At 47.6% G+C, this 21477-nt stretch carries 19 protein-coding genes and 1 riboswitch; of the genes, 16 read left to right on the top strand and 3 right to left on the bottom strand.

Going from position 1 to position 21477, the window contains the following annotated elements:
• Positions 1-3: 3 nt before the first annotated feature.
• A riboswitch (cyclic di-AMP (ydaO/yuaA leader) is annotated at positions 4-156 on the bottom strand.
• 211 nt (positions 157-367) lie between these two features.
• The 5 genes from AC58UX_RS26390 (at position 368) to lepB (ending at position 4197) form a co-directional block, all read left to right on the top strand.
• Positions 368-994 carry a PspA/IM30 family protein gene (locus AC58UX_RS26390; RefSeq protein WP_497258286.1) on the top strand — a complete coding sequence of 209 codons (627 nt, stop codon included), beginning with the start codon at positions 368-370 and terminating at the stop codon, positions 992-994.
• 130 nt (positions 995-1124) lie between these two features.
• Positions 1125-1787 carry a cell wall-active antibiotics response protein LiaF gene (gene liaF, locus AC58UX_RS26385; RefSeq protein ID WP_497258284.1) on the top strand — a complete coding sequence of 221 codons (663 nt, stop codon included), beginning with the start codon at positions 1125-1127 and terminating at the stop codon, positions 1785-1787.
• Between the two features lie 101 nt (positions 1788-1888).
• On the top strand, positions 1889-2956 hold the full coding sequence (locus tag AC58UX_RS26380) for a sensor histidine kinase (RefSeq protein ID WP_497258282.1): 1068 nt from the start codon (positions 1889-1891) through the stop codon (positions 2954-2956).
• Positions 2957-2982: 26 nt separating this feature from the next.
• Positions 2983-3630, top strand: coding sequence for a response regulator transcription factor (locus tag AC58UX_RS26375; RefSeq protein ID WP_497258280.1), 648 nt, complete (start codon positions 2983-2985; stop codon positions 3628-3630).
• An 18-nt stretch (positions 3631-3648) separates the two neighbouring features.
• Entirely contained in the window at positions 3649-4197 is a 549-nt protein-coding gene (gene lepB, locus AC58UX_RS26370; protein WP_497258278.1) for a signal peptidase I, read from the top strand.
• Between the two features lie 72 nt (positions 4198-4269).
• Here lepB and AC58UX_RS26365 read toward each other — a convergent pair whose 3' ends face one another.
• On the bottom strand, positions 4270-4851 hold the full coding sequence (locus AC58UX_RS26365; protein WP_497258276.1) for a hypothetical protein: 582 nt from the start codon (positions 4849-4851) through the stop codon (positions 4270-4272).
• Between the two features lie 130 nt (positions 4852-4981).
• Here AC58UX_RS26365 and AC58UX_RS26360 point away from each other — a divergent pair, with 130 nt between their 5' ends.
• Positions 4982-5428, top strand: a complete 447-nt coding sequence (locus tag AC58UX_RS26360) for a GNAT family N-acetyltransferase (RefSeq protein WP_497258274.1) — start codon at positions 4982-4984, stop codon at positions 5426-5428.
• A 54-nt stretch (positions 5429-5482) separates the two neighbouring features.
• Here the strand turns inward: AC58UX_RS26360 and AC58UX_RS26355 are convergent, their stop codons facing one another.
• Positions 5483-5851 (bottom strand): LSm family protein, encoded by a 369-nt coding sequence (locus AC58UX_RS26355; RefSeq protein ID WP_497258272.1) that lies wholly within the window; start codon positions 5849-5851, stop codon positions 5483-5485.
• Between the two features lie 191 nt (positions 5852-6042).
• On the opposite strand from AC58UX_RS26355, the gene zwf reads away from it, so the two are divergent.
• The 4 genes from zwf to AC58UX_RS26335 all read left to right on the top strand — a co-directional run bounded on the left by zwf (position 6043) and on the right by AC58UX_RS26335 (position 11430).
• Positions 6043-7578 carry a glucose-6-phosphate dehydrogenase gene (gene zwf, locus AC58UX_RS26350; RefSeq protein ID WP_497258270.1) on the top strand — a complete coding sequence of 512 codons (1536 nt, stop codon included), beginning with the start codon at positions 6043-6045 and terminating at the stop codon, positions 7576-7578.
• Between the two features lie 191 nt (positions 7579-7769).
• A complete protein-coding gene (locus AC58UX_RS26345) occupies positions 7770-8837 on the top strand; it encodes a metallophosphoesterase family protein (RefSeq protein ID WP_497258268.1) in 1068 nt (355 codons plus the stop codon).
• A 46-nt stretch (positions 8838-8883) separates the two neighbouring features.
• Positions 8884-10467, top strand: a complete 1584-nt coding sequence (locus AC58UX_RS26340) for a peptide chain release factor 3 (protein ID WP_497258266.1) — start codon at positions 8884-8886, stop codon at positions 10465-10467.
• Positions 10468-10593: 126 nt separating this feature from the next.
• A complete protein-coding gene (locus AC58UX_RS26335; protein ID WP_497258264.1) occupies positions 10594-11430 on the top strand; it encodes a YheC/YheD family protein in 837 nt (278 codons plus the stop codon).
• Here the strand turns inward: AC58UX_RS26335 and AC58UX_RS26330 are convergent.
• Positions 11425-12789 carry a putative bifunctional diguanylate cyclase/phosphodiesterase gene (locus tag AC58UX_RS26330; RefSeq protein WP_497258262.1) on the bottom strand — a complete coding sequence of 455 codons (1365 nt, stop codon included), beginning with the start codon at positions 12787-12789 and terminating at the stop codon, positions 11425-11427. The two genes, AC58UX_RS26335 and AC58UX_RS26330, sit on opposite strands and share 6 nt — an antisense overlap.
• Positions 12790-13062: 273 nt before the next feature.
• On the opposite strand from AC58UX_RS26330, the gene AC58UX_RS26325 reads away from it, so the two are divergent.
• From AC58UX_RS26325 to AC58UX_RS26300, 6 genes are all read left to right on the top strand, one after another.
• The gene (locus AC58UX_RS26325) at positions 13063-14088 is read left to right on the top strand and encodes a LacI family DNA-binding transcriptional regulator (RefSeq protein ID WP_497258260.1); all 1026 of its coding nucleotides are present in this window, start codon (positions 13063-13065) and stop codon (positions 14086-14088) included.
• Between the two features lie 75 nt (positions 14089-14163).
• Complete coding sequence (locus AC58UX_RS26320) at positions 14164-15303, top strand: Gfo/Idh/MocA family protein (protein ID WP_497258339.1); 1140 nt, start codon at positions 14164-14166, stop codon at positions 15301-15303.
• 22 nt (positions 15304-15325) lie between these two features.
• Positions 15326-15958, top strand: coding sequence for a ThuA domain-containing protein (locus tag AC58UX_RS26315; protein ID WP_497258258.1), 633 nt, complete (start codon positions 15326-15328; stop codon positions 15956-15958).
• A gap of 21 nt (positions 15959-15979) precedes the next feature.
• Entirely contained in the window at positions 15980-17077 is a 1098-nt protein-coding gene (locus tag AC58UX_RS26310; RefSeq protein WP_497258256.1) for a Gfo/Idh/MocA family protein, read from the top strand.
• A gap of 149 nt (positions 17078-17226) precedes the next feature.
• Positions 17227-18360: a response regulator gene (locus tag AC58UX_RS26305; RefSeq protein WP_497258255.1), complete on the top strand. Its 1134-nt coding sequence runs from the start codon at positions 17227-17229 to the stop codon at positions 18358-18360.
• On the top strand, positions 18357-21419 hold the full coding sequence (locus AC58UX_RS26300; RefSeq protein WP_497258253.1) for a hybrid sensor histidine kinase/response regulator: 3063 nt from the start codon (positions 18357-18359) through the stop codon (positions 21417-21419). The genes AC58UX_RS26305 and AC58UX_RS26300 overlap by 4 nt, the downstream gene beginning before the upstream one ends.
• Positions 21420-21477: the final 58 nt, after the last annotated feature.

The raw sequence follows: 21477 nt of genomic DNA, 5'->3' as shown, positions 1-21477 counted from the left end.
CGTATATCCTCCTTCAATGAGCCTTCGAGGTTAGTTGACGGGTTCGGGAAGAAGGTTCTCCCTAGTCTGCTCCAAGCTGAAGCAAATATTCACCCCAAGTATTTCGTCCCCCGTACCAGTGCCTAATTTATGCACCAGACTCGGCTTCAAATATTTTATCACTGCAGGTAGGCTCGAACAACGACCAAATTATGGGTAAGCGAATAATACTGGACTTAGGTCTAGGTTCAAAAACAGTCGATAGTCGGTTTTAGACTTCCTGTAATTGAGCTACGATAGGAGTATGATGAAGCGATGAGGGGCGATTGACATGAATAATAAGAATCGGGAAATTGATCCTACTAATATATTTGATCGTATAGGCAAAATGGCAGAAACCGTCTGGCAGGAGACCATCGGGAAAACAAACCCAGGCGCCTATATGGACGGTGCCATAGCAAGGCTGGAGGAGCGCTACGACGACGCGCTTCAGGCAACGATTACGCTACGCAGCTACATCGCGCGAGCGGAAGAGATGGCGAAGCTGCGCGGCGAGCAAGCCGAGCTGGCGATGCGCGCCGGCGAAGAGGATCTCGCGCGGCTCGCCCTGCAAGAGAAGCTGCGCGAGGAAGCCGCAGCTGAGCACTACCGCGCGCAGTACGCGAGCAGCCAGGACTTGTGCCTGGCGATCGCAGAGGAACTGCGCGAGCTGCGTGCCGGGCACGCAGCCGAGGGCGTGCAGCCGAGCGGCGGGCTGCACAGCAAAGAAGCTCGCGACACATGGCGCGAGCTCGAGATGACCGGCCGCGAGCTCGGCCGGGAGGCGCTGCAGGGGCTCCGCGTAGCGGGCCGCCTGTCGAGGGAGACGCTGAAGGAAGCCGGAGGCAACCTTCAGCACGAGCTGCGCTCGCTGCGCAGCAAGCTGCAGCAGGATTGGCAGCAGGAGCAGCGCGCGCGCGACCAGCACAATCAGTACAACCCACATGACCCGCACGACCCGCGCAACAGAAAATAGCCAGGATCGTGACCTCCATCGAAGCAAAGCCTTGCGGGATAAGGATTTGCTGCTTGGAGGTCGTCCATTCTTATGGTATGCTAGGAAACGTATGAACGAAAGAGAATTGGCAGCCAGAGGAGGTGCATCGATGGGAGAAGAAACGAAAAATAACCGCAGCCGGAATACAGCGCTTGTGCTGATTGGAGCCGGTGTTTTTTTGCTTCTGGAACATACCGTTGGCTTTTTTCCCATTCTCGCTGTTTTCCTCATTCTGCTGGGCGTTCATCGTGTTCATTCGCGGAAAGAGCGTAAGGGATATGTGCTAATCGGGATTGGCGCCGTCATTTTATTTGGTGATCATCTCACCATTGTGATCTCGGTTGTGTTGATTTCATTAGGTTTATTTTTCATTCGATCCAAACAGGTTCATAAAGACGAGACCTACACACAGAAGCAAAAGATTGTAGATAGCATACGCCTCGGCAGAGAGCCGTGGATTCTAAGAAATACATCAACGTGGTACTTGGTGGGAGAAACGTACATTGATCTCTCGCTGGCCATCCTAGAACAAAAAGAAACGACAGTCATCCTTCAGGGCGTTATCGGAGATATTGATATTAAAGTACCTGATGATATCGGCGTTTCCGTTACATCTTCCGTCATGTTCGGTCAGCTTCATGTCGCTGAACAACGCGAAGCAGGTGTGATGAACAAAGTGGTATGGCAATCGGAGAATTATGCGTATTGCGACCATCGCGTGAAACTAGTTCTCTCTTACATCGTAGGAGATATCAAGGTTAAAGTATTGTAAGGTTTCCCATATAAAAAACTAGCTATATTTCTTAATAAATGAGACATGAGACCTTCCTTAGGGAGCGTGCTTTCATTTATTTAAGGGGGGTTCCTCACCAAGTGGACGGCTACAAACGACGATTAACGAATATGATATGGCGAAGCATGGGGGAATCAATCCTCTTTAGCTTCGCTGTTTTCGGCGCTATGCTATATTTTTTGTATTCAAGGAATTTGATTGAACCCTTTACCAGCTGGCAGCAGGGGGTCAAATTCTCGTTCATGGCTTTGTTGATTCTCGGTGTGATCGGAGCGGTTTTCGGTTACTGGAACAGCTCGAAGGTTACGCGCAGACTTGAGCCGATGATGGAAACGATGATTTTATTAGAAAAAGGCACGTTTGCGCGAGTGGACTTCCATAACGGAGACGATGATGAAATTGGGCGTTTAGGCGAACAACTCGGCCGTATTATGAAGCGATGGGAAGAGCAGGTGACTTCTCTTCAACGATTATCGAACAGCAACGCTGAGCTTACAGAGAAAGCCAAGCTGTCAGCGGTAATTGAAGAGCGCCAGCGGTTGGCACGCGAGTTGCATGATGCGGTAAGCCAGCAATTGTTTGCGATTTCGATGACAGCAACAGCTGTAGGTCGTACGTTAGATAAGGATTTTGAGAAAGCGAAGCGGCAAATCCATCTGATTGAAGAGATGGCTTCCGTTGCACAATCGGAAATGAGAGCCTTATTACTGCACCTGCGGCCGATCCATCTCGAAGGAAAACGATTGTCCGAGGGACTCGTTGAACTATTGAAAGAGCTGGCTGCCAAGGTACCGATGGCGATCAGCTGGGATATGGATGAGGAAATCCGTTTGAACAAAGGGATTGAGGATCATTTATTCCGAATCGTGCAAGAAGCGCTTTCGAACGCACTGCGCCACTCGAAGGCGAATAAGCTAGAAGTGAAGCTGCTGCATCGCTCGGATGGCATTCGTCTAGTAATCCGCGACGATGGCGTTGGCTTTGAGCTTGACGCGAAGAAGCTGACTTCCTATGGCATCGTGTCTATGAAGGAGCGTGTGAATGAAATCGGGGGTTCCGTCGATATTATCACAGCGCCTGAACGAGGAACACGTATCGAGATTCGAGTACCCATTCTAGCAAGCGATCCTCAATTGATCGAGAATTAGCACTGTACATAGAGAGGGAGAAGCAAATGGACGAAACCTTAATCAAAGTACTACTTGTCGATGATCATGAAATGGTCAGAATTGGATTGGCAGCTGTTCTCGGAACAGAAGATGGCATTGAGGTTGTAGGCGAAGCGAGCAATGGCCATGATGGTATACGTTTAGCCCAAGAATATCGTCCTGATGTTGTCCTGATGGACTTGGTCATGGAAGGCATGGACGGGATAGAAACGACTAGAAAATTGCTGCAATTGTACCCGGAGTGTAAGGTCATTGTGTTGACGAGCTTCTTAGATGATGAGAAAATGTATCCAGTTATCGAAGCGGGTGCCTTCAGCTATTTGTTGAAAACCTCGCGTGCCTCCGAAATCGCGCAAGCGATTAGAGCCGCGGCGAAGGGGCAATCGATTCTGGAGTCGCAGGTTGCCTCAAAAATCATGAACCGCTTCCGACAACCGAAGCCAGTAACGGAGCCGCATGAAGAGTTAACGGATCGTGAGATGGAAGTACTTCGCTTAATTGCGAAGGGCAAATCCAATCAAGAGTTGGCCGATGATTTATTCATCGGTGTGAAGACGGTGAAATTCCACGTCACGAACGTTCTGTCCAAGCTTGGTGTAGATGATCGCACACAAGCAGCCATTTATGCCTTCAAGCACGGGCTGGCCGAATAACACGAGGGAGCGATTAGCTTGAATGTAGTCAAACAGATTTGGAGCTGGTTTGGTTCCATTGCGATTTCCTTTGTATTAGTAGTATTTCTAGGTGTATTTGTATTCCAGTCGACGAGGGTTAGCGGGCATTCGATGGATCCGACGCTGCACGATAGTCAGCGTGTGTATGTATCGAAGCTTTCACATACGTTTCGTTACGAACCCAATTACGAGGACATTGTCATTATCGATTCTCGGGTTGATATGAAGCGGACTTTTATTAATGATTTATTAGACAGCCCGTTGCTCAGCTTATTTGTCCGCGGTGATGATAAGCATGTGTGGATCAAGCGAGTGATCGGCAAGCCAGGGGATCAAATTGAGCTGAAAGATAATCAGGTGTATCGCAATGGCGAACTTCTGAATGAGACGTACATCAACGAGGAAATGCGAGCAAACGGGAACAAAAAGTGGACCGTTCCAGCCGACCATATTTTCGTGATGGGGGATAATCGCAACAATAGTATGGATAGTCGGGTTATTGGTTTCATTCCTATTGATCATGTGTTAGGCAAAAAGCTATTTTAAAATGTGAAAAAAGCTGTCTCTCGCCAGTAGATCATTCTACTTGTGGGAGACAGCCTTTTTTTGTATACATGCTTACATCCTCGCATCCACCAACAAACCGCGCATGGGAACCGGTAAATAGGCGCCAAGCTGAGATTGATACTGACCGTATGGCTTGAGCGGCGATGTAGATAATTGAAACAGCGAAGCGGATGGCAGCTGCTGCAAGCGATCAATGCTGTTGACTAACGAGCTTGCAAAGCTGGTGAGATTGAGCAAGGTTTTATGATCAAGCTCATCAGGCTGCTTAAGCTGCCCCTCCAGATCTTGTAGCAGGGCATGGCTGATATAGTCAGGGGAATCTTTTAGCTGATCTTGCAAGCTATTATATGTATGAATAAAGTCTTGAACTTTCTGGGTGAGGTTGGTTTCCGTGTTAACGAGCGTTTGCGCCGATTGCTTGACGTTTTCCGTAGATTGAACGAAATTTGCTACGTCTTTGGCGGCTTTTTGTGCGAACTGTTTGTAGGCGAGTTGCTCAAAGGGCAGATCCAGCATGCGCCGAAGGGTATTCGACTTACCTCCGGAAACCGCACTTACAGCCCCGACGCGGTAATAATCCTTATGGGTTTGATACCTGTTCACAGCCATGACGGATGGATACGCATTGATCATCAGGATCACCTCATTTCGTATACCTTTAGTATATCACTTGCGTAGACTGGGGTAAATTGGTACTTGTGGGGTCAATTGCAGCATAACCAACATAAGATAGCATTATTGCTTCTTGTGGAGGCGGTGCCATGTGATACGCAAACGTTTGGCTACCATTGACGACGCTGCTATATATCGATTAGTTGTTGAACAATTAGTTCCTTTTTCCAAAATGTATAACTCAGGTAATTCGGTTACTTTCTCGGAGATTCGCAGGCGACTAAACGCAAATAAAACTTTAGTCATCGCAAAAGGATATAAACGGCCTTACGGCTTCATTTCGGTCATGCGCAAATCCTCGAGGCTCTTTATTGATATGCTGGCTGTTGATCCCCGTGAGCAAGGGAAAGGCATCGGGCATACCCTTATGAAGGCGGCAGAAGACTACGGGCTTCGTGAGCGCTGCCAATCTGTCGAGCTCTTCGTTGATGACAGCAACCCGAAGGCAATTCGTTTTTATAGCAAAAGAGGGTATGAAATCGATAACTATGTGCCAGAGCTAAGCTGCTATCGTATGACCAAGAAGTTGAAACGCTGAGAAAAGGCTGTAGATGAACCTAGCATCCACAGCCTTCATCTCCATATGCATGGCTTATTCGCTAAACATGGCGGCAATATAATCAATTTGAATATCTACCGGGCCAGTAGGTCTTGCTATTTGTTCTGGCGCAGGGCCTCCAAATCGAATAAGACCGAAAGAGGAGAGCTGATCTTGTGGTGTCGTAACCGTAGGGGTATCCGACTGGGCCGTCTTCTTTTTCCCCTTTTTAGTAACCGTTGGCTTCGTATTCTTGGTCGAGGATTTGAGTTTAGCTTGTTTGGTGTCATTTAAGATGAGCTTATTTTTCTCAACGCGACTGACGATTCCATAATAGTCAGAGCCATTCGCTAAGTAGACAAGAACGGGCTTTCCGATAAGGGTTTTGCAGTTTTTTTCGGTGATCGGATGAAAGGGTTGCATGACTAGGTGGCACCTCCGTATTGGTATGTACTGTTAGCCTATGCCATGTGACTTGTAACGGTATAGACGAATGTCTAGTTTCTCATAAGAAAAAGTTATGGGAGAAATTGTCGAGATAAGTTGAATAGCTTGACAATTTTAGGTATGCTAAGCTTATTAACTAATTCTAATAGAGAAAGAATGATGCATAGATGAGTGGAGCTGTGTTTTATATTTTCGGTGCAACGGGAGATTTAGCTAAAAGAAAATTGTTTCCAGCGTTTTACAGCCTTTATCGGGAAGGCAAGTTAGGCGATAATTTCGCAGTAGTGGGTCTGGCTCGCAGACCGCGTACGAATGAGCAGTTCCGTGATGACGTGAAAAATTCCATTCAAGATTTCGCTCGTTACAAAAATACGGATGCGGCAGAATGGGAGAAGTTTGCCCAAAGATTCGAATACATGTCACTCGACATTAACAATGTGGCTGGCTTCCACGAGCTGAACACGCTGACTGCGAAGCTGGATGAGAAATATCAAACGGGTGGTAACCGTCTGTTCTATTTGGCACTGGCGCCTGAACTGTTCGGCAATGTATCTTATAATTTAAGTGAAGGCGGCTTGCTCAACACGAAGGGCTGGCATCGTCTTGTTATCGAAAAACCATTCGGCTACGATTTGCCATCGGCGGAGCGTTTGAATGGACAACTTCGTCAAGTGTTCGAAGAGAAAGATATTTATCGCATCGATCATTACTTGGGTAAAGAAATGGTTCAAAACATTGAGTTTGTTCGTTTCGCGAATGCTTTCTTTGAGCCACTTTGGAATAATAAATACATAGCAAACATCCAGATCACGCTGAGTGAGACTGTTGGTGTAGAAGAGCGCGGTGGGTACTATGACCACTCAGGCGCCCTTCGTGATATGGGTCAGAATCATATGCTGCAAATGCTGATGATGATGGCCATGGAGCCGCCTAGCCGTCTGCATCCGGAGGATATTCGCGATGAGAAGGTGAAGGTGCTGCGTTCCCTTCGGATGTTCGAAGACGGTGACGATGTACGCGCCAATGTCATTCGCGGTCAATATGCGAGCGGTTCTGCCAAAGGCAAGGCGCTGCCTGCTTACCGTGAAGAGGATTCCGTGAATCCGCAATCGACGACAGAAACCTATTTTGCAGCACGTGTTCACGTGGATAATTTCCGCTGGGCGGGTGTGCCATTCTATATTCGTACGGGAAAAAGATTGCCGCTCAAAACGACTGAGGTCGTGGTGGAATTCAAGAACATTCCGAACAATGTCTACCTGGCTAAGAAGCATGACTTGGAGCCAAACCTCCTCGTATTCCGTGTGAATCCGATGGAAGGCATTTACTTGAAAATGAACGCGAAACAGCCTGGTTCTGAAGGTGTGATCGTACCTGTTGCGATGGACTTCTGTCAAAGCTGTCAGATCGGCATCAACACGCCTGAGGCTTACGAGCGTTTGCTTTATGACGCTACGCGTGGAGATTCAACGTATTTCACACGTTGGGATGAAGTAGCGCTTGCTTGGTCCTATGTGGACCGTATCGCAGCTGCATGGGCTGAACGTTCAGATGACCTCAAGCACTATCCTGCCGGCTCGTGGGGCCCTGAAGAAGCGTCGAAGCTTCTAAACGATGATGGGTTCAAATGGTGGCCGATCAACGGACAGAATGAAGGGGAAGTCGATTGGGAAGCTATTCAAAAAACAACCGTATTGGCTTAATATAGGGTAGTTCATCCAACAGGCCATTTGGCCTGTTGGTTTTTTTCTTGGAGGGACAAGAAGGCGAAGAAATCGCTGGGATGTCACCTAGTATGGACGACGTATATGACACGATTTGTGGTATACTAGTGCATATAGTCATTTTCTTATTTTTATACACTTGGGGTGCGTCGATGTCACGGAGAGCGTTTGTGCGATGGCTACTGGCCATTGGGGCTGTTTTAGTAGGATTAAGTGCTTGGTTTAGTCTGTTGGTTAAGAAAAGATTCATTCCCGAGAATCAGACTGCTGCCGCTCCTGTGGCAACTGCTGAGCCTCCTAAAACGAGTGCAGTACCGAGCGCAGTACCCTCCGAGGAACCGCTGCCGCTTGGCCCGCTGATGTCCTTCTTTATTTTAAGCGATCTTCATGTCACATCGGGGGATTCTCTCCCCAATAAGAAGCTTAGGCTAGCGCTGGATGATGTCACCCATTTTGATGGTCCCGTCGATGCGATTATGCTGACTGGTGATTTGACAGATACAGGGACTGAAGTCGACTATAAGGCATTGCGCGCCATTTTGAATGATTATAAGCTTCCTCCTCTTCATGGGAATATGGGGAATCATGATTATTACACGATTTGGATTAATAAGGCGAATAGCTGGGATCAGGAGAAAGTGCCGAATGGCAAGAGCGATGCGATAAGTAGAGAGCAGTTCAAAAAGTTTATGGGCTATACTTCCCTTTATAATGATTTTACGGCAAACGGACACTCTATACTATTGCTATCGCAGGAAGCTTACGTGCAAGAGAAGCCTGAAGTAGGTGAAGGCGCCTGGTACTCAGATGAACAATTAGCTTGGTTCAAAGGCAGAATGGGCAATTTATATAAACCAGGAAGACCTATATTTGTCATGACCCATCAACCACTGCCTCCTGTAGGTACGAATGGTGGTTCACACCAGTTGATTCGTGCCATTCAGTTCCGTGAGACGTTGAAGGATTATAAAAATGTGTTCGTCTTCTGCGGTCATCGTCATCAGGATTTCCAGAACGGGACACCGCACTATATTCAGGAGACGTTCCATTATTTCCATAATGCCTCTGTAGGGAGAACGCTGAATCGAGCATACCAGCAAACGGCACAGGATAAAGCACAGGGCATTTATGTGCAAGTATTTGCGGATAAAGTGGTAGTACGCGGCCGGGAATTCAGCACTCGCACGTTCATTGATGAAGCGAACTGGAGTGTTCCCTTGGAGAAAGCGCACGCTTGATTCCGATGTAAGATATATGTAAAAGAAGAAGGGAATAAACGAACACATGAAAACGCAACTCACCAAAATTCTCGAAACAGAAGTCGCTAAACGACGGACGTTCGCGATTATTTCTCACCCGGATGCGGGGAAAACAACACTCACAGAGAAACTGCTCCTATTCGGGGGCGCTATTCGTTTAGCAGGAACGGTTAAAGGACGTAAGGCGAGTAAGCATGCTACATCAGACTGGATGGAAATAGAGAAGCAGCGTGGTATCTCCGTAACGTCAAGCGTGATGCAGTTCGACTATGAAGGTCACCGCGTCAACATTCTGGATACTCCTGGTCACCAAGACTTCAGTGAGGACACCTATCGTACATTGACAGCCGCCGATAGCGCGGTGATGTTGATCGACGTTGCCAAAGGGGTCGAGACACAGACCAAGAAGCTATTCCAAGTATGTCGTATGCGCGGGATTCCGATTTTCACATTCATTAACAAATTGGACCGTGAGGGCCGTGATCCTTTCGAGCTGTTAGAAGAGCTTGAAGAAGTGCTCGGTATTCGTTCTTATCCGATGAACTGGCCGATTGGCTCAGGTAAGCAATTCTGTGGTGTATATGACCGTGGAAAATCCCAATTGGAACTGTATCAAGGCGATGATCACAGGGAGATTGAAGTCCGCAAGGTTGATGGCGTGGAAGATCCGTTAGTGAAGCAAATCGCAGGTGATTTCCTGCACAAGCAATTGTGCGGAGATATCGAGCTGCTCGATGTCGCTGGGGATCCTTTTGATATGGAAAAAGTGATGAAGGGTGAGCTTACACCTGTCTTCTTCGGAAGCGCAGTGAACAACTTCGGTGTGCAGACGTTCCTTGAGAACTTCTTGCAGCTTGCACCGCCACCAGAGCCGCGTACGAGTACTGCTGGCGTAATTGAGCCAACAAGAGAGAAATTCTCGGGCTATGTGTTCAAAATTCAAGCGAATATGAACCCCGCTCACCGTGACCGCGTAGCTTTCTTGCGCATCGTCTCTGGTAAGTTCGAGCGTGGTATGGGCGTGAAGCATGTAAGGCTTGGCAAGGAGATTAAACTGGCACAGCCACAGCAGTTTCTTGCGCAAGATCGTGATATCGTAGAAGAGGCTTTCCCAGGGGATATCATTGGTCTATTTGATCCAGGTATTTTCCGGATTGGCGATTCCTTAAGCGAAGGGGAAGAGGTCGTATTCGATGAGCTTCCAACGTTCTCGCCGGAGCTATTCAGCAAGGTTTCAATCAAAAATGCTTTGAAACAAAAGCAGTTCCTGAAAGGTATTGATCAATTGACCGAAGAAGGGATGATCCAGGTCTTCACGACGATTGGTTTCGAGGATATGATTCTTGGCGTCGTAGGTCAACTTCAATTTGAAGTATTGGAGCATCGGATGAAATCGGAATATGGCGTTGATATTATTTTGCAGCGTCAGAACTATCAATTTGCGCGTTGGATCATCGATGATAAAATCGACCCAGCTAAATTCCGGATTAACTCCCAATTGGTGAAAGATAAGAAGGGGAATTACGTGGGCTTGTTCGAAAGTGAATACGCGCTGCGCTCTTCCATTGACAAAAACCCAAGCGCACAGTTTCTAACTAGTGCACCTTAATAGCGACACAAGAAAAGAGGCGCTCCTGATACTTTTAGGGGCAGCCTCTTCTTTGTCTTTATAGTCGCCAACCGCGGGTCGCCTTCATACACTAGGATGGGGTGAATTCGAAACTGGAGGCTAGGTATGAGGAAGCGAATAAGTAAGCGTATTAATAGGCGTATTAATAAGCGTATTAAGAAGATCACCAGGAAAGCGCTAGGCTTGAGTAGATCAAGATATGTTAGCAGTAAAATTGGAAAAACCATGGCCGTCGTATCGGATGAATCACTTCGCAAGTATGTGCCAAGCACCAGACGTATGACGTCAGTGACCTTACAAGAAATGCTCGATCAATATAAAATGGTCTATGTCAAACCGAATGTAGGGATGTTTGGGAACGGTGTGATCCGCATCGAGCTGGCGGGGGAGGACGAAGAAAAACCTTATTCCTATCAATCTGGAGTCACCATCAAAAGGTTCAAAACATTTGCCGATATGTACGTATCTCTGCTCAAAGAGACTAGGAAACGTCCTTATCTGGTACAAAAAGGAATTCATTTGTTGACCTATAAGGGGAACCGCTTTGATCTCCGCGTGATGGTTCAGCAATCACCTGCTCGCAAATGGGAAACAACCGGAGTGATTGGCCGCGTGGCGCATCCTTCGAAGATTGTGACGAACTTCCATAATGGAGGTACGTTGAAATCAGTGGATACCTTGCTCCAGAAGTATTTACCGCCTAGTGAGAGGAAAGGGTATGTCAAGCAGCTGCATGTGATGGGAATCCAAGTGGCGAAGGCAATTAACTCGCGGTATAGAGGGGTCAAAGAGATAGGGGTCGATGTAGCCTTAGATAAGGATCTGCATCCCTGGGTTCTTGAGGTGAACACAAGTCCAGATCCTTTTATTTTTCGGCGATTAAATGACAAGCGCATTTTTGCAAAAATGAGAAGATACGCAAGAGCCTATGGCCGGTTATGAAATCATAACCGGTCTGTTGTCGTACATATGGAAGTTATGTTCAATGTCATAGGCGGAAATGGGAGGACTGAGCAAGAAACCTTGAACGGTTGTGCAGGTTGTTTCTTTAAGAATGTTCAGCTGCCCGACATCCTCAACCCCTTCGGCAACGACTTGGATATTAAGGGCATGGCCGAGATGAATGATGGCATTGGTAATGGCCCAGTCATTCGTATTACTTTGAATATTTTTCACGAAGGAACGGTCAATCTTCAGGCAATGTATAGGGAACTCCTTCAAGTAATTGAGGGAGGAATAGCCGATTCCAAAATCATCGATGGAGATGGAAATCCCTTTGGCACACAGTTTATCAAGGACAGCGATCGTTTTCTCCATATTTTGCATAATTGAGCTTTCAGTAATTTCGAACTCGAGATAGGAAGGATGAATACCGCTTTGTTCAATAATATGAATTGCCTTATCTGCAAAGCTGTCATCTTGAAACTGGCATGGCGAAACATTAACGGCAACTTGATAATCGAGCTTACCTTCGGCCAGCCATCGCGCCTTCTGTAGACAAGCCTCTCGCAGTACCCATTCTCCAAGTGGTAAAATGAGGCCGGATTCCTCGGCAAGCGGGATGAAATCGGCCGGAGCAATCATGCCATGTATCGGATGATTCCAGCGAACTAAGGCCTCTAAGCAAATAATTTGACCGGAGGATAGCTCCAGACGAGGTTGATAGTATAACAAAAGCTGATTTTCTGTGATCGCTTTGCGAAGGTCGGTTTCCATCTGGATTTGACTAGCGATACGCGGCTGTGATGACATGGGCTGAAAAGTGACAAGTTTATTTTTGCCTGTTTGTTTGGCGATCTGGAGTGCTTGCTCGGCTTGCTGGAAGGCTTGCGAGACATTGTCTGGCGTTATTGTAAGGGCATTCTGACCGAAGCTTGCACTAAGGAAGCAGTCATGACCCTGATAAGTAAAAGGAGAAAGAAACACATGTTGAACACGCTGCAGTGCAGCCTGAAGCTGCTCCTGCGAGTGTGCTCGGAGAAGAAGTGAATATTCATCATCGCCAGATCGGACGACAAGATCAATGTGATCTAATCGCTTTAATCTGCGGTTTAATTCTTGTAAGAGAAGATCTCCACCTGCATATCCGAGTGAGAAATTCACTTGGCGGAATCGATCGATATCGAAAACTAGCAGTGCACGCACGTGAGAAGGTGATGTATGAAAGTGCTTCTGAACAGCGTGCTCTAACTGAGCCAGGAGCTGTCCACGAGTGTGAAGACGAGTGATCTGTGATCTGCTCCTAAGAGCTCCGATCGTTGTAGACGCAGTGAACTGAAGCTGGCGCCAGATTGCTTTCATTTAGTTATCACTCATTCCCATCTCATAGTTGTCCCAATATCCTATATCATAAGGCTCGGAGAGGATTATAACAATATTAAGAGTTTGCTTTTCTGAAAAAAAATGGGAAAAATACCGGGGGTTCTTTATGAAAAATTAATGAAAATGTCGAAATATGACGAAATGAGTGGAAGTCTAAAAAATAGGAATTTATATTGACAAAATCATCTTCTGAATGAGAAAATGTACGCGTGTACATTTTATGTAAAAATGAGCGGAAGGGAGCCTATCAACATGGTAACGAGAAAAGAGGTTGCTGAACTAGCCGAGGTATCCGAAGCGACCGTCTCTCGTGTGTTTAATGGACTTGGCCCGATGAAGCCTGCAACCAAAGAACGTGTACTCAAAGCGGCGAAAGCGCTTGGATACCATCCGAATGCGATTGCACAAAGCTTCGCTCGAAGAAGAAGCGGCAATCTAGGTGTGGTGCTTCCGTATATGCCGAAGGTGCATCTGTTTTCTGCGTATTATTTTGCGGAGATATTGAGCGGGATTGGGGAGCAGGTGAAGGAGCAGGGCTATGACATGTTGTTGTCTTTGCTGACGCCGGACGATGAATTGGATTATGGAAGGTTATACCGCTCGCAAAAGGTGGATGCCTGTGTGATTCTGGGGGCACGTGATACCGAGGCCCAGCGCAGCTCGTTGCTGCAATTGCAGGAACAGGGACATCCGTTCTGTTTGGTCAATCAACGATTTGAGGGGCTATCCTTCCTCGAGGTAGATGCGGATCATGTGGAGGGGAGCTATCGGGCGGTGCGTCATTTACTGGATGAAGGCTACCGCAAGATTGCGTTCCTCAATGGTTCTTCGCAGTATTCGAACTCCATGGATCGACTCCAAGGCTATCAGAAGGCGATGCTAGAGGCAGGCTTGAAGATAGATCCTGCTTTGCAGCTTACGGGGAACTACAGCCGCACTAGCGGGTATGAGGCAGCTGCAAGCGTATGGGAGATTCGAGATCAGGTCGAAGCGATATTTGCGGCCAATGATCGGATGGCGATCGGATTGATGCAAGGTTTGCGAGAGCGTGGCTGGATTGCTGGGCGAGACTATGGAGTCATTGGCTGCGATGACTCGGATGCAGCGAAGTTAAGTGATCCACCGCTTAGCAGCATTAAGGTGCCATTTTTTGAAATGGGCAAGCAGGCGGCACGCGCTGTGCTTGCATGTGTTGGACAGGGGAGCAGCGGGGATCAGCTGCAGGTTAAGCTGCCAACGGAAGTGCGGATTAGGCAGTCTTCGAAGAATTGGCGTTGAGGCGAGGATGAATGAAACGATGAGCACACACTATGGGGAGGCGTGAATTCGGTGAAGAAGACATTTAATATCGGGATGATTGGCTACAAATTTATGGGGAAAGCACATAGTCATGCGTATAAAGATTTGCCTATGTTCTTCCCGCAGACGGCGATTCCGAAGATGAAGCTCATCTGCGGTCGCGACGAGAGCGGTGTTCGTCAAGCCACGGAGCAATTCGGCTGGGACGGGTATGTGACAGATTGGCGCGAGCTGGTGACGAACCCCGATATCGACGTGGTCGATATCAATGCACCAAGCGATGCGCACAAGGAAATAGCCTTGGCGGCGGCGAAGGCCGGCAAGCATCTCTTCTGCGAGAAGCCGCTGGCGCTAACCCTTGCGGATGCAAGGGAGATGCTGGATGCGGCGGAAGAGGCTGGCGTGAAGCACATGGTCGGCTTCAACTATCGGTTTGCTCCTGCGGTGCAGCTCGCGAAGAAGCTCGTCGAGAGCGGCCGTCTCGGCCAGATCTACCACTTCCGCGCGTGGTTCCTGCAGGACTGGATCGTTGATCCGACATTCCCGCTGGTATGGCGCTTGCAGAAGGAGATCGCAGGCTCAGGCTCGCACGGCGATTTGGGGGCGCATCTCATCGATCTTGCGCACTTCCTGGTTGGGGATATGACCGAAGTGATTGGGATGAGTGAAACGTTCGTGAAGGAGCGTCCGCTGCCGAGCTCCATGACAGGTCTGAGCGCCAAAGGCAGCAAAGATGCGCCGCATGGCCCTGTAACCGTGGATGATGCTACGCTATTCATGGCACGGTTTGCGAATGGCGCGCTGGGCAGCTTCGAGGCGACTCGCTTTGCACCAGGGCACCGGTGTACGAATTCTTTTGAAATTAATGGTAGTAAAGGCAGCGTGAAATTCGATTTCGAGCGGTTGAATGAATTGCAGGTGTATTTTACAAGTGATGATGAGGACGTTCAGGGCTTTAGACGGGTTCTGGCAACAGATGCCTCACATGCCTATATGGATGCTTGGTGGCCGGCAGGACATACGATTGGTTATGAGCATACATTTGTCCATGAAGTAGTGGAGTTGATGACAGCGCTCTCAGAGGATCGTCAGCCGGTTCCGAATTTTGTGGATGGTGTGAAATGTCAAGAGGTGCTGGAAGCGGTGGATCTATCGATCGCGCAGCGTCGTTGGGTGAGTATTAGCGAAGTATAAGATAGAGGGGAGCAGGTCTGCGATGAGTCAAAAACAAGCATTGATTGTATGGGGTGGCTGGGACGGTCATCAACCCGAGGAGGTTGCGGGGATTTTTGCGGGTTTGTTAAGAGAAGAGAATTATGCGGTGGAGGTTTCGGATACGCTGGACAGCTTCCGTGATGAGGAGCGCTTAAAAAGTATCGATCTTATCGTGCCTGTGTGGACCATGGGCAAAATTGAAAAAGAGCAGCTCACGCCCTTAATTAACGCGGTTGAAGTTGGCGGAACAGGGATTGCAGGCTGTCATGGCGGGATGGCGGATTCCTTCCGTAATGAAGTGAATTATCAGTATATGGTTGGCGGCCAATGGGTGGCACATCCCGGCAATGATGGCGTTACTTATACTGTTCGTATCAAAGATAGTGAGCAGCCATTGACGGCAGGAATCGGTGATTTCGTCGTTGTTTCGGAGAAATATTATATGCATGTTGACCCAGCGATTAAGGTTCATGCGGTGACAGACTTTGATGACGTCGAGATGCCGGTTATTTGGACGAAAACTTACGGAGCGGGCAAAGTGTACTATAACTCACTCGGTCATCAGGCTAACATTGTTCGTATGCCTGAAACATTGGAATTAATGCGACGCGGGTTGCTATGGGCAACACGCTAATTATAAGGGGGAAATAGCGCAATGAAGCGGATGAAAGTTGGTATTATTGGTTGTGGAAATATAAGTGCGGCTTATATGAAAAATATCCCTACATTTTTACACTTAGAATTAGTTGCTTGTGCCGATATTGATTTGAGTAGAGCGCAGGCGCGTGCGGAGGAGTTTGGGATTCCTCATGCGTATACCGTGGAACAATTGCTAAACGACTCTCAGGTGGACATTGTTATTAATTTGACCATTCCTGCGGTACATGCAGAAGTATGTATTCAAATTCTTGAAGCGGGTAAACACGCTTATGTAGAGAAGCCGCTGGCTGTTACTCGTGAAGAAGGACAGCAAATTCTGGAGGTAGCAAAACGCAAAGGATTGCTAATTGGCAGTGCGCCTGATACATTCCTTGGCGGAGGCATTCAAACGGCCGTAAAGCTTATCCAGGATGGCTGGATCGGCACCCCAATTGCCGCTACAGCTTTCATGATGGCGAAAGGGCATGAGCATTGGCATCCAGATCCGGAGTTTTATTACGCCAAAGGCGGCGGTCCGATGTTCGACATGGGTCCGTATTACTTGACTGCGCTAGTGGCCTTGCTTGGACCGATTCGTCGTGTAACAGGTTCAACGGGAGTAAGCTTTCCAGAGCGTACAATTTCGAGTGAGAAGAAGCGTGGGCAAAAAATTAAAGTGGATACGCCGACTCACGTTGCAGGTGTGTTAGATTTCCACAATGGCGCGATTGCAACGCTAGTAACAAGCTTCGATATTATGGCTGGCACGCAGCTGCCACACATTGAAATCTACGGCAGTCATGGTTCATTAAGTGTACCTAACCCGAATAACTTCGGAGGGGAAGTGCTGATTCGCAAGCCTGGTTCCAATGAATATGAACCGATTCCGCTTTCACATGGCTATAAAGACAATAGCCGTGGCTTAGGTGTTGCGACAATGGCGCAGGCATTGATTACAGGGGATAGTTCAGAGCACCGTGCGAATGGTGAGCTGGCGTACCATGTGCTGGAAGCGATGCATGGTTTCCATGATGCGTCCGATTCCGGCCAGCATTATGTGATGCGCAGCAGCTGCGAGAAGCCGGCAGCGATGAACCCATATACAGTGTTATAGCATGTGTAAGGCCGTCAGAATGAGCTCTCTGACGGTCTTTTTTATGCGTCCTATTGTGCAGTATATACTACACAAGGTATGCTTAAATCATGGATTAACTGATCATAAAGCTGTATTGCGGGCAGTGTTTGATAATAATGGAGGATAAGATGATTCGTGCCGTACTAGTCGATGATGAAGAATATGCGCTTGATATGCTGGAGATATTGCTCAGTAGGATCGGCAATGTCATGGTGGTTGGGAAATATAAGAATGCTGTGCATGCGATTGAAGAGATGAGAACACAGCAAGTAGATGCCGTTTTTTTAGATATTGAGATGCCGGGCATGAAGGGCAACGAGGCAGCAAGAGCCATCAAGGCGATTGACCCAAATATACATATTATATTTACGACGGCGTATGCGGAATATGCGATCGAGGCTTTTGAAATTAAGGCGCTTGATTACTTATTGAAACCGCTTCATATGGAAAGATTGAACGAGTCCGTCAAACGGATTCAGGGGGCGCTGACCAATCACAGTACGGAAGAAAGCTTGCAACCGATGATTTCCTGCATGGTTGATTTCTCCGTACAAATTGGCGATTCGACATGGTCATGGCGGACGACGAAGGAGAAAGAGCTATGTGCATTTCTTGTCCATCATTGCGGCCAAACGGTGGATCAAGCCGTTATCATGGAAGCGTTATGGCCAGAAGCGGACCTGGAGAAGGCTCGCTCTTATCTCTATACAAGTATCTGGCAACTGAAGAAAAACATACGCGCTAACGGGTCGGTGATTGCCCTGAACAAGATAGGCAAAGGCTATTCGCTTGATATTGGACCTGCAGTCTGCGATGTAACTGAGCTGGAAAAATTGCTTTACGAGGTTTTGATGGAAGATCACCTAGGGAAGAACCAGCTGGATCACATATCGGCCTTATTTAAGGGTGATTATTTGAGCTCTTGCGATTTCAGATGGGCAATGGGGAGACGGGAACAAATACAAAGCAAGTACATGCAGGCGCTTAGAAAGTTATATGTCTATTTTAGAGAGAACGGTCATCGTTCTTCGGCCTTGGACTGCTTGGAACGACTTGTCGGCGTTTCCCCTGATTCTGAAATGGATGGACGCGAGCTGATCAAGCTGCACATCGAGGCAGGAAATCGCAATGAAGCGATCAAAGCATATCGGCTTCTAGAGAAGTCGGTTCATGATCGTATGGGTGTTGAAGTAGAGGCAGAAACGGAAGCGCTGTACCGGCAGTTGATCTCAACTGATATCGGATTGAGGAGCGCATTATGAAGCGAAAACTGCTAGCGCTGCTGATCACACTTGTGTTGCTTGCGGGCACTTATAGTACGGCACCGTTCATTGTAAAAAATCTGGATAGCGGGATGCCAAAGGCGTTACAAGGGGATCTGGATTTGACGGACTGGAGTTTCGCTGAAGACGGAGTCGCTGCGCTGAACGGAGAATGGGAGTTTTATCCGGATCAACTGCTTACGGCGGCTGATTTTGCAGTGGGGACACTTTTCTCTAAGCAGATGATTACTGTGCCGGGGTCATGGTCGAGCAACATGCATACGATCGGAAAAGCGACGTATCGCTTACGTGTTCATATCAAGGATGCAAGTCAAATTTACGGATTGAAGACGTTGTCGATTCAAATGTCGAGTCGTATTATCGTCAATGGTCAAGTGGTTGGCGCAAGCGGAGATCCATCAGAGAGGCAATCGTACGTGGGGAAAAATAAACCCGTTGTTTCCTACTTTGCGTTGAGCCCCGGTTTGAATGAAGTGATCGTTCAAGTAGCCAATTACCACTCGCCGCCAAGCAGCGGTATTAACCATTCGATAGTCCTTGGCTATCAAATGCAGATAGCCCAGCTTCAAAATAAAGCGCTCTCGCACGATTGGATCCGATTTACGGCCTATCTGATTATGGGACTATATTTTATCGGTTTGTACACCCAGCGAAGAAAAGATTACTTCTTGATAAGCTTTGGCTTATTAAGCATATTTTTTGCGGTATTTATAGCAACATTGGGCGAGCGAATTGTGTATGATCTATTCCCATCGCTGCCTGTCTGGTTGTTTCTCCGCATTCAAATTATTATGGGCATTTTGGCCAGCATTGCGATGCTTCTTTACGTTTATCTCGTTTTCCGTTCGTTCTGCTCCAAGCGGCTCATTTGGATTACACTTATTACGGGGGCCATCCTCAGTGTATTGGAGTTAGGATTTTTTTCAGTGATTCAGACTGACGCAATGAGAGTGTTCTCAACCATATATATCAATTTCTCGTTCGTATACTTCGTGTACGTGCTTGTGCTAACTGCTTTGCATAGGGTGGAAGGCAGCTTGTATTTAGTGGCATCCGCCATTGCGCTTAACGTGCATCAATACCTTTTAAACTTGAACGTCTATTTTGGAGTTCCTGTCTATACGTTCCCGCCTGTGGAGCCGTTTGTGTATTTGCTCACACTCGCGCTGCTCATGTCATTGAGATTTTCCAATGCCTTCAAGCAGGTGGAGCAATTGTCTGGAAGACTCATTCGAGCGGATAAGCTGAAGGATGAATTTCTTACGAAAACAGCGCATGAATTCAAGACGCCTTTGCATGGCATTATCAATATCACGCAAGCGGTGATCGATAATCGCCACCATCCGCTCACGAACGAACAGCAAGAGAATGTAGGGTTGGTTTCTGTCATTGCCAAGCGGTTATCCCAGATTGTCTATGATATTCTGGATTTTTCTAAACTGAAGGAGGGGGAACTGGCCGTTCATCCGACACCGGTTGATGTTAGCTCGACGGTTGAGGTTGTGTTGAAGGTGTTCTCCTTCCTGACAGCTGGCAAGAAGCTGCGCCTTGTAAATAACGTGCCTGCCAATCTTCCTTATATATTTGCGGACGAAAGCCGCTTTCGGCAAATTTTGAGCAATTTGGTTGATAACGCAGTTAAGCATACGATAGCTGGAAGCATTGAAGTCACGGCTGTGGAACATGGCGGTATGATTGAAATTTCCGTCCGAGATACAGGGATCGGGATGGATGAGAGCGAGTATTCGATTATTTTCGAGCCTTACAAGTCTCTGCAAATGGATGCTGCCAATAGTTTCGGATTAGGCTTGCCAATTGTTAAGCAGCTGGTTGAACTGCAGCACGGTCACATTCGTGTATCTTCCAAGAGAGGTGTAGGCTCAACATTTACGTTTAGTTTACCAATGGCAAGTCGTGATGAGAGTCCGAACGCGATTGCTTCTCAGAATCAAGACCTAACGCTATCAGTGACGCCAGAATATTGGTTCCAGACACCTTACGTTTCGCCGCGAAAAGGTCTGTATACGATTCTAGTTGTTGACGATAATTTCTCCAACCTGAAAGTATTAATCGATTCACTGGAACTTCTGGACTACACGGTCATCGCCGTGAAGAACGGTTATGAAGCACTGAAGCAAATGGAGAACCGACAATCTGTTGATTTGGTTATCCTCGATCTCATGATGCCTGGCATGTCCGGCTTCGAAGTGTGCCGTATTCTGAGAAGCACGTACAGCATGCTGGAGCTGCCAATTCTGATGGTTACCGCATCGATTCAGGCGGAAGACAAAATCGCTGCCTTTGATGCTGGGGCGAATGACTATTTGCCGAAGCCGTTCGATGTGGCGGAGCTTCGTTCGAGAGCTAAGAGCTTGCTCGTTATGAAGGAATCTGCCCGCAAAGCGGTTGATCTGGAGGTGGCATTTCTCCAATCGCAGATCAAGCCCCACTTTTTGTACAATGTGCTCAACACGATTATGGCGACTAGTTATATGGATGTCGATAAATCGAGGAAACTGACCACGGATCTGGCGGACTACTTGCGTGGAAGCTTCGCCTTCAGCAACATTCAACAACAGGTTTCGTTCAGCAGCGAGCTTGCGTTGATCCGTTCTTACACCGAGATCGAAAGAGTGCGATTCAAGGATCGTATACGAGTGGAGTATGAGATTGCGAATGAGGTATTGGATGTTAAAATCTCGCCGTTACTCATCCAACCGCTTGTTGAAAATGCGATTCGGCATGGCATCGGGGGCCGTGAGGATGGTGGAACTGTAACCGTGAAGGCGTATAAAATGGACCAAGGCTACGTCTTCGAAGTGAAAGACGATGGCGTTGGCATGACGGCGGAGCAGGTGGACAAAATCTTAGGCAGCGCCCCTGTGGAAGAGAGCAATAATTCTTCTACGCGAAAGGGAGTAGGCCTTAGAAACATCAGCAAACGGTTAAAATTAACGTATGGCACGGAATTGAATGTACAAAGCGCAGTGGGGATTGAAACGAAAGTGACGATCCGGATTCCTGATCCTGCCGCCTAGGTGTTAAATAGTAGCCCCTTCCAGAAAGAAAATGAATGGGACATTTTGTGGAATGTGC

It is taken from the genome of Paenibacillus sp. J22P90 (genome assembly GCF_059692195.1).
Note: the sequence above shows the minus strand (reverse complement) of the source record. Positions and strands in the feature narration are given on the sequence as shown.

Bases quoted from the DNA above. Each gene is read 5' to 3' on its own strand.
- AC58UX_RS26340 (WP_497258266.1), top strand. From the start codon at position 8,884: ATGAAAACGCAACTCACCAAAATTCTCGAAACAGAAGTCGCTAAACGA.
- AC58UX_RS26310 (WP_497258256.1), top strand. From the start codon at position 15,980: ATGAAGCGGATGAAAGTTGGTATTATTGGTTGTGGAAATATAAGTGCG.
- liaF (WP_497258284.1), top strand. From the start codon at position 1,125: ATGGGAGAAGAAACGAAAAATAACCGCAGCCGGAATACAGCGCTTGTG.
- AC58UX_RS26355 (WP_497258272.1), bottom strand. From the start codon at position 5,851: ATGCAACCCTTTCATCCGATCACCGAAAAAAACTGCAAAACCCTTATC.
- AC58UX_RS26300 (WP_497258253.1), top strand. From the start codon at position 18,357: ATGAAGCGAAAACTGCTAGCGCTGCTGATCACACTTGTGTTGCTTGCG.
- AC58UX_RS26375 (WP_497258280.1), top strand. From the start codon at position 2,983: ATGGACGAAACCTTAATCAAAGTACTACTTGTCGATGATCATGAAATG.
- zwf (WP_497258270.1), top strand. From the start codon at position 6,043: ATGAGTGGAGCTGTGTTTTATATTTTCGGTGCAACGGGAGATTTAGCT.
- AC58UX_RS26320 (WP_497258339.1), top strand. From the start codon at position 14,164: ATGATTGGCTACAAATTTATGGGGAAAGCACATAGTCATGCGTATAAA.
- AC58UX_RS26365 (WP_497258276.1), bottom strand. From the start codon at position 4,851: ATGATCAATGCGTATCCATCCGTCATGGCTGTGAACAGGTATCAAACC.
- AC58UX_RS26315 (WP_497258258.1), top strand. From the start codon at position 15,326: ATGAGTCAAAAACAAGCATTGATTGTATGGGGTGGCTGGGACGGTCAT.
- AC58UX_RS26335 (WP_497258264.1), top strand. From the start codon at position 10,594: ATGAGGAAGCGAATAAGTAAGCGTATTAATAGGCGTATTAATAAGCGT.
- AC58UX_RS26325 (WP_497258260.1), top strand. From the start codon at position 13,063: ATGGTAACGAGAAAAGAGGTTGCTGAACTAGCCGAGGTATCCGAAGCG.
- AC58UX_RS26390 (WP_497258286.1), top strand. From the start codon at position 368: ATGGCAGAAACCGTCTGGCAGGAGACCATCGGGAAAACAAACCCAGGC.
- AC58UX_RS26305 (WP_497258255.1), top strand. From the start codon at position 17,227: ATGATTCGTGCCGTACTAGTCGATGATGAAGAATATGCGCTTGATATG.
- AC58UX_RS26330 (WP_497258262.1), bottom strand. From the start codon at position 12,789: ATGAAAGCAATCTGGCGCCAGCTTCAGTTCACTGCGTCTACAACGATC.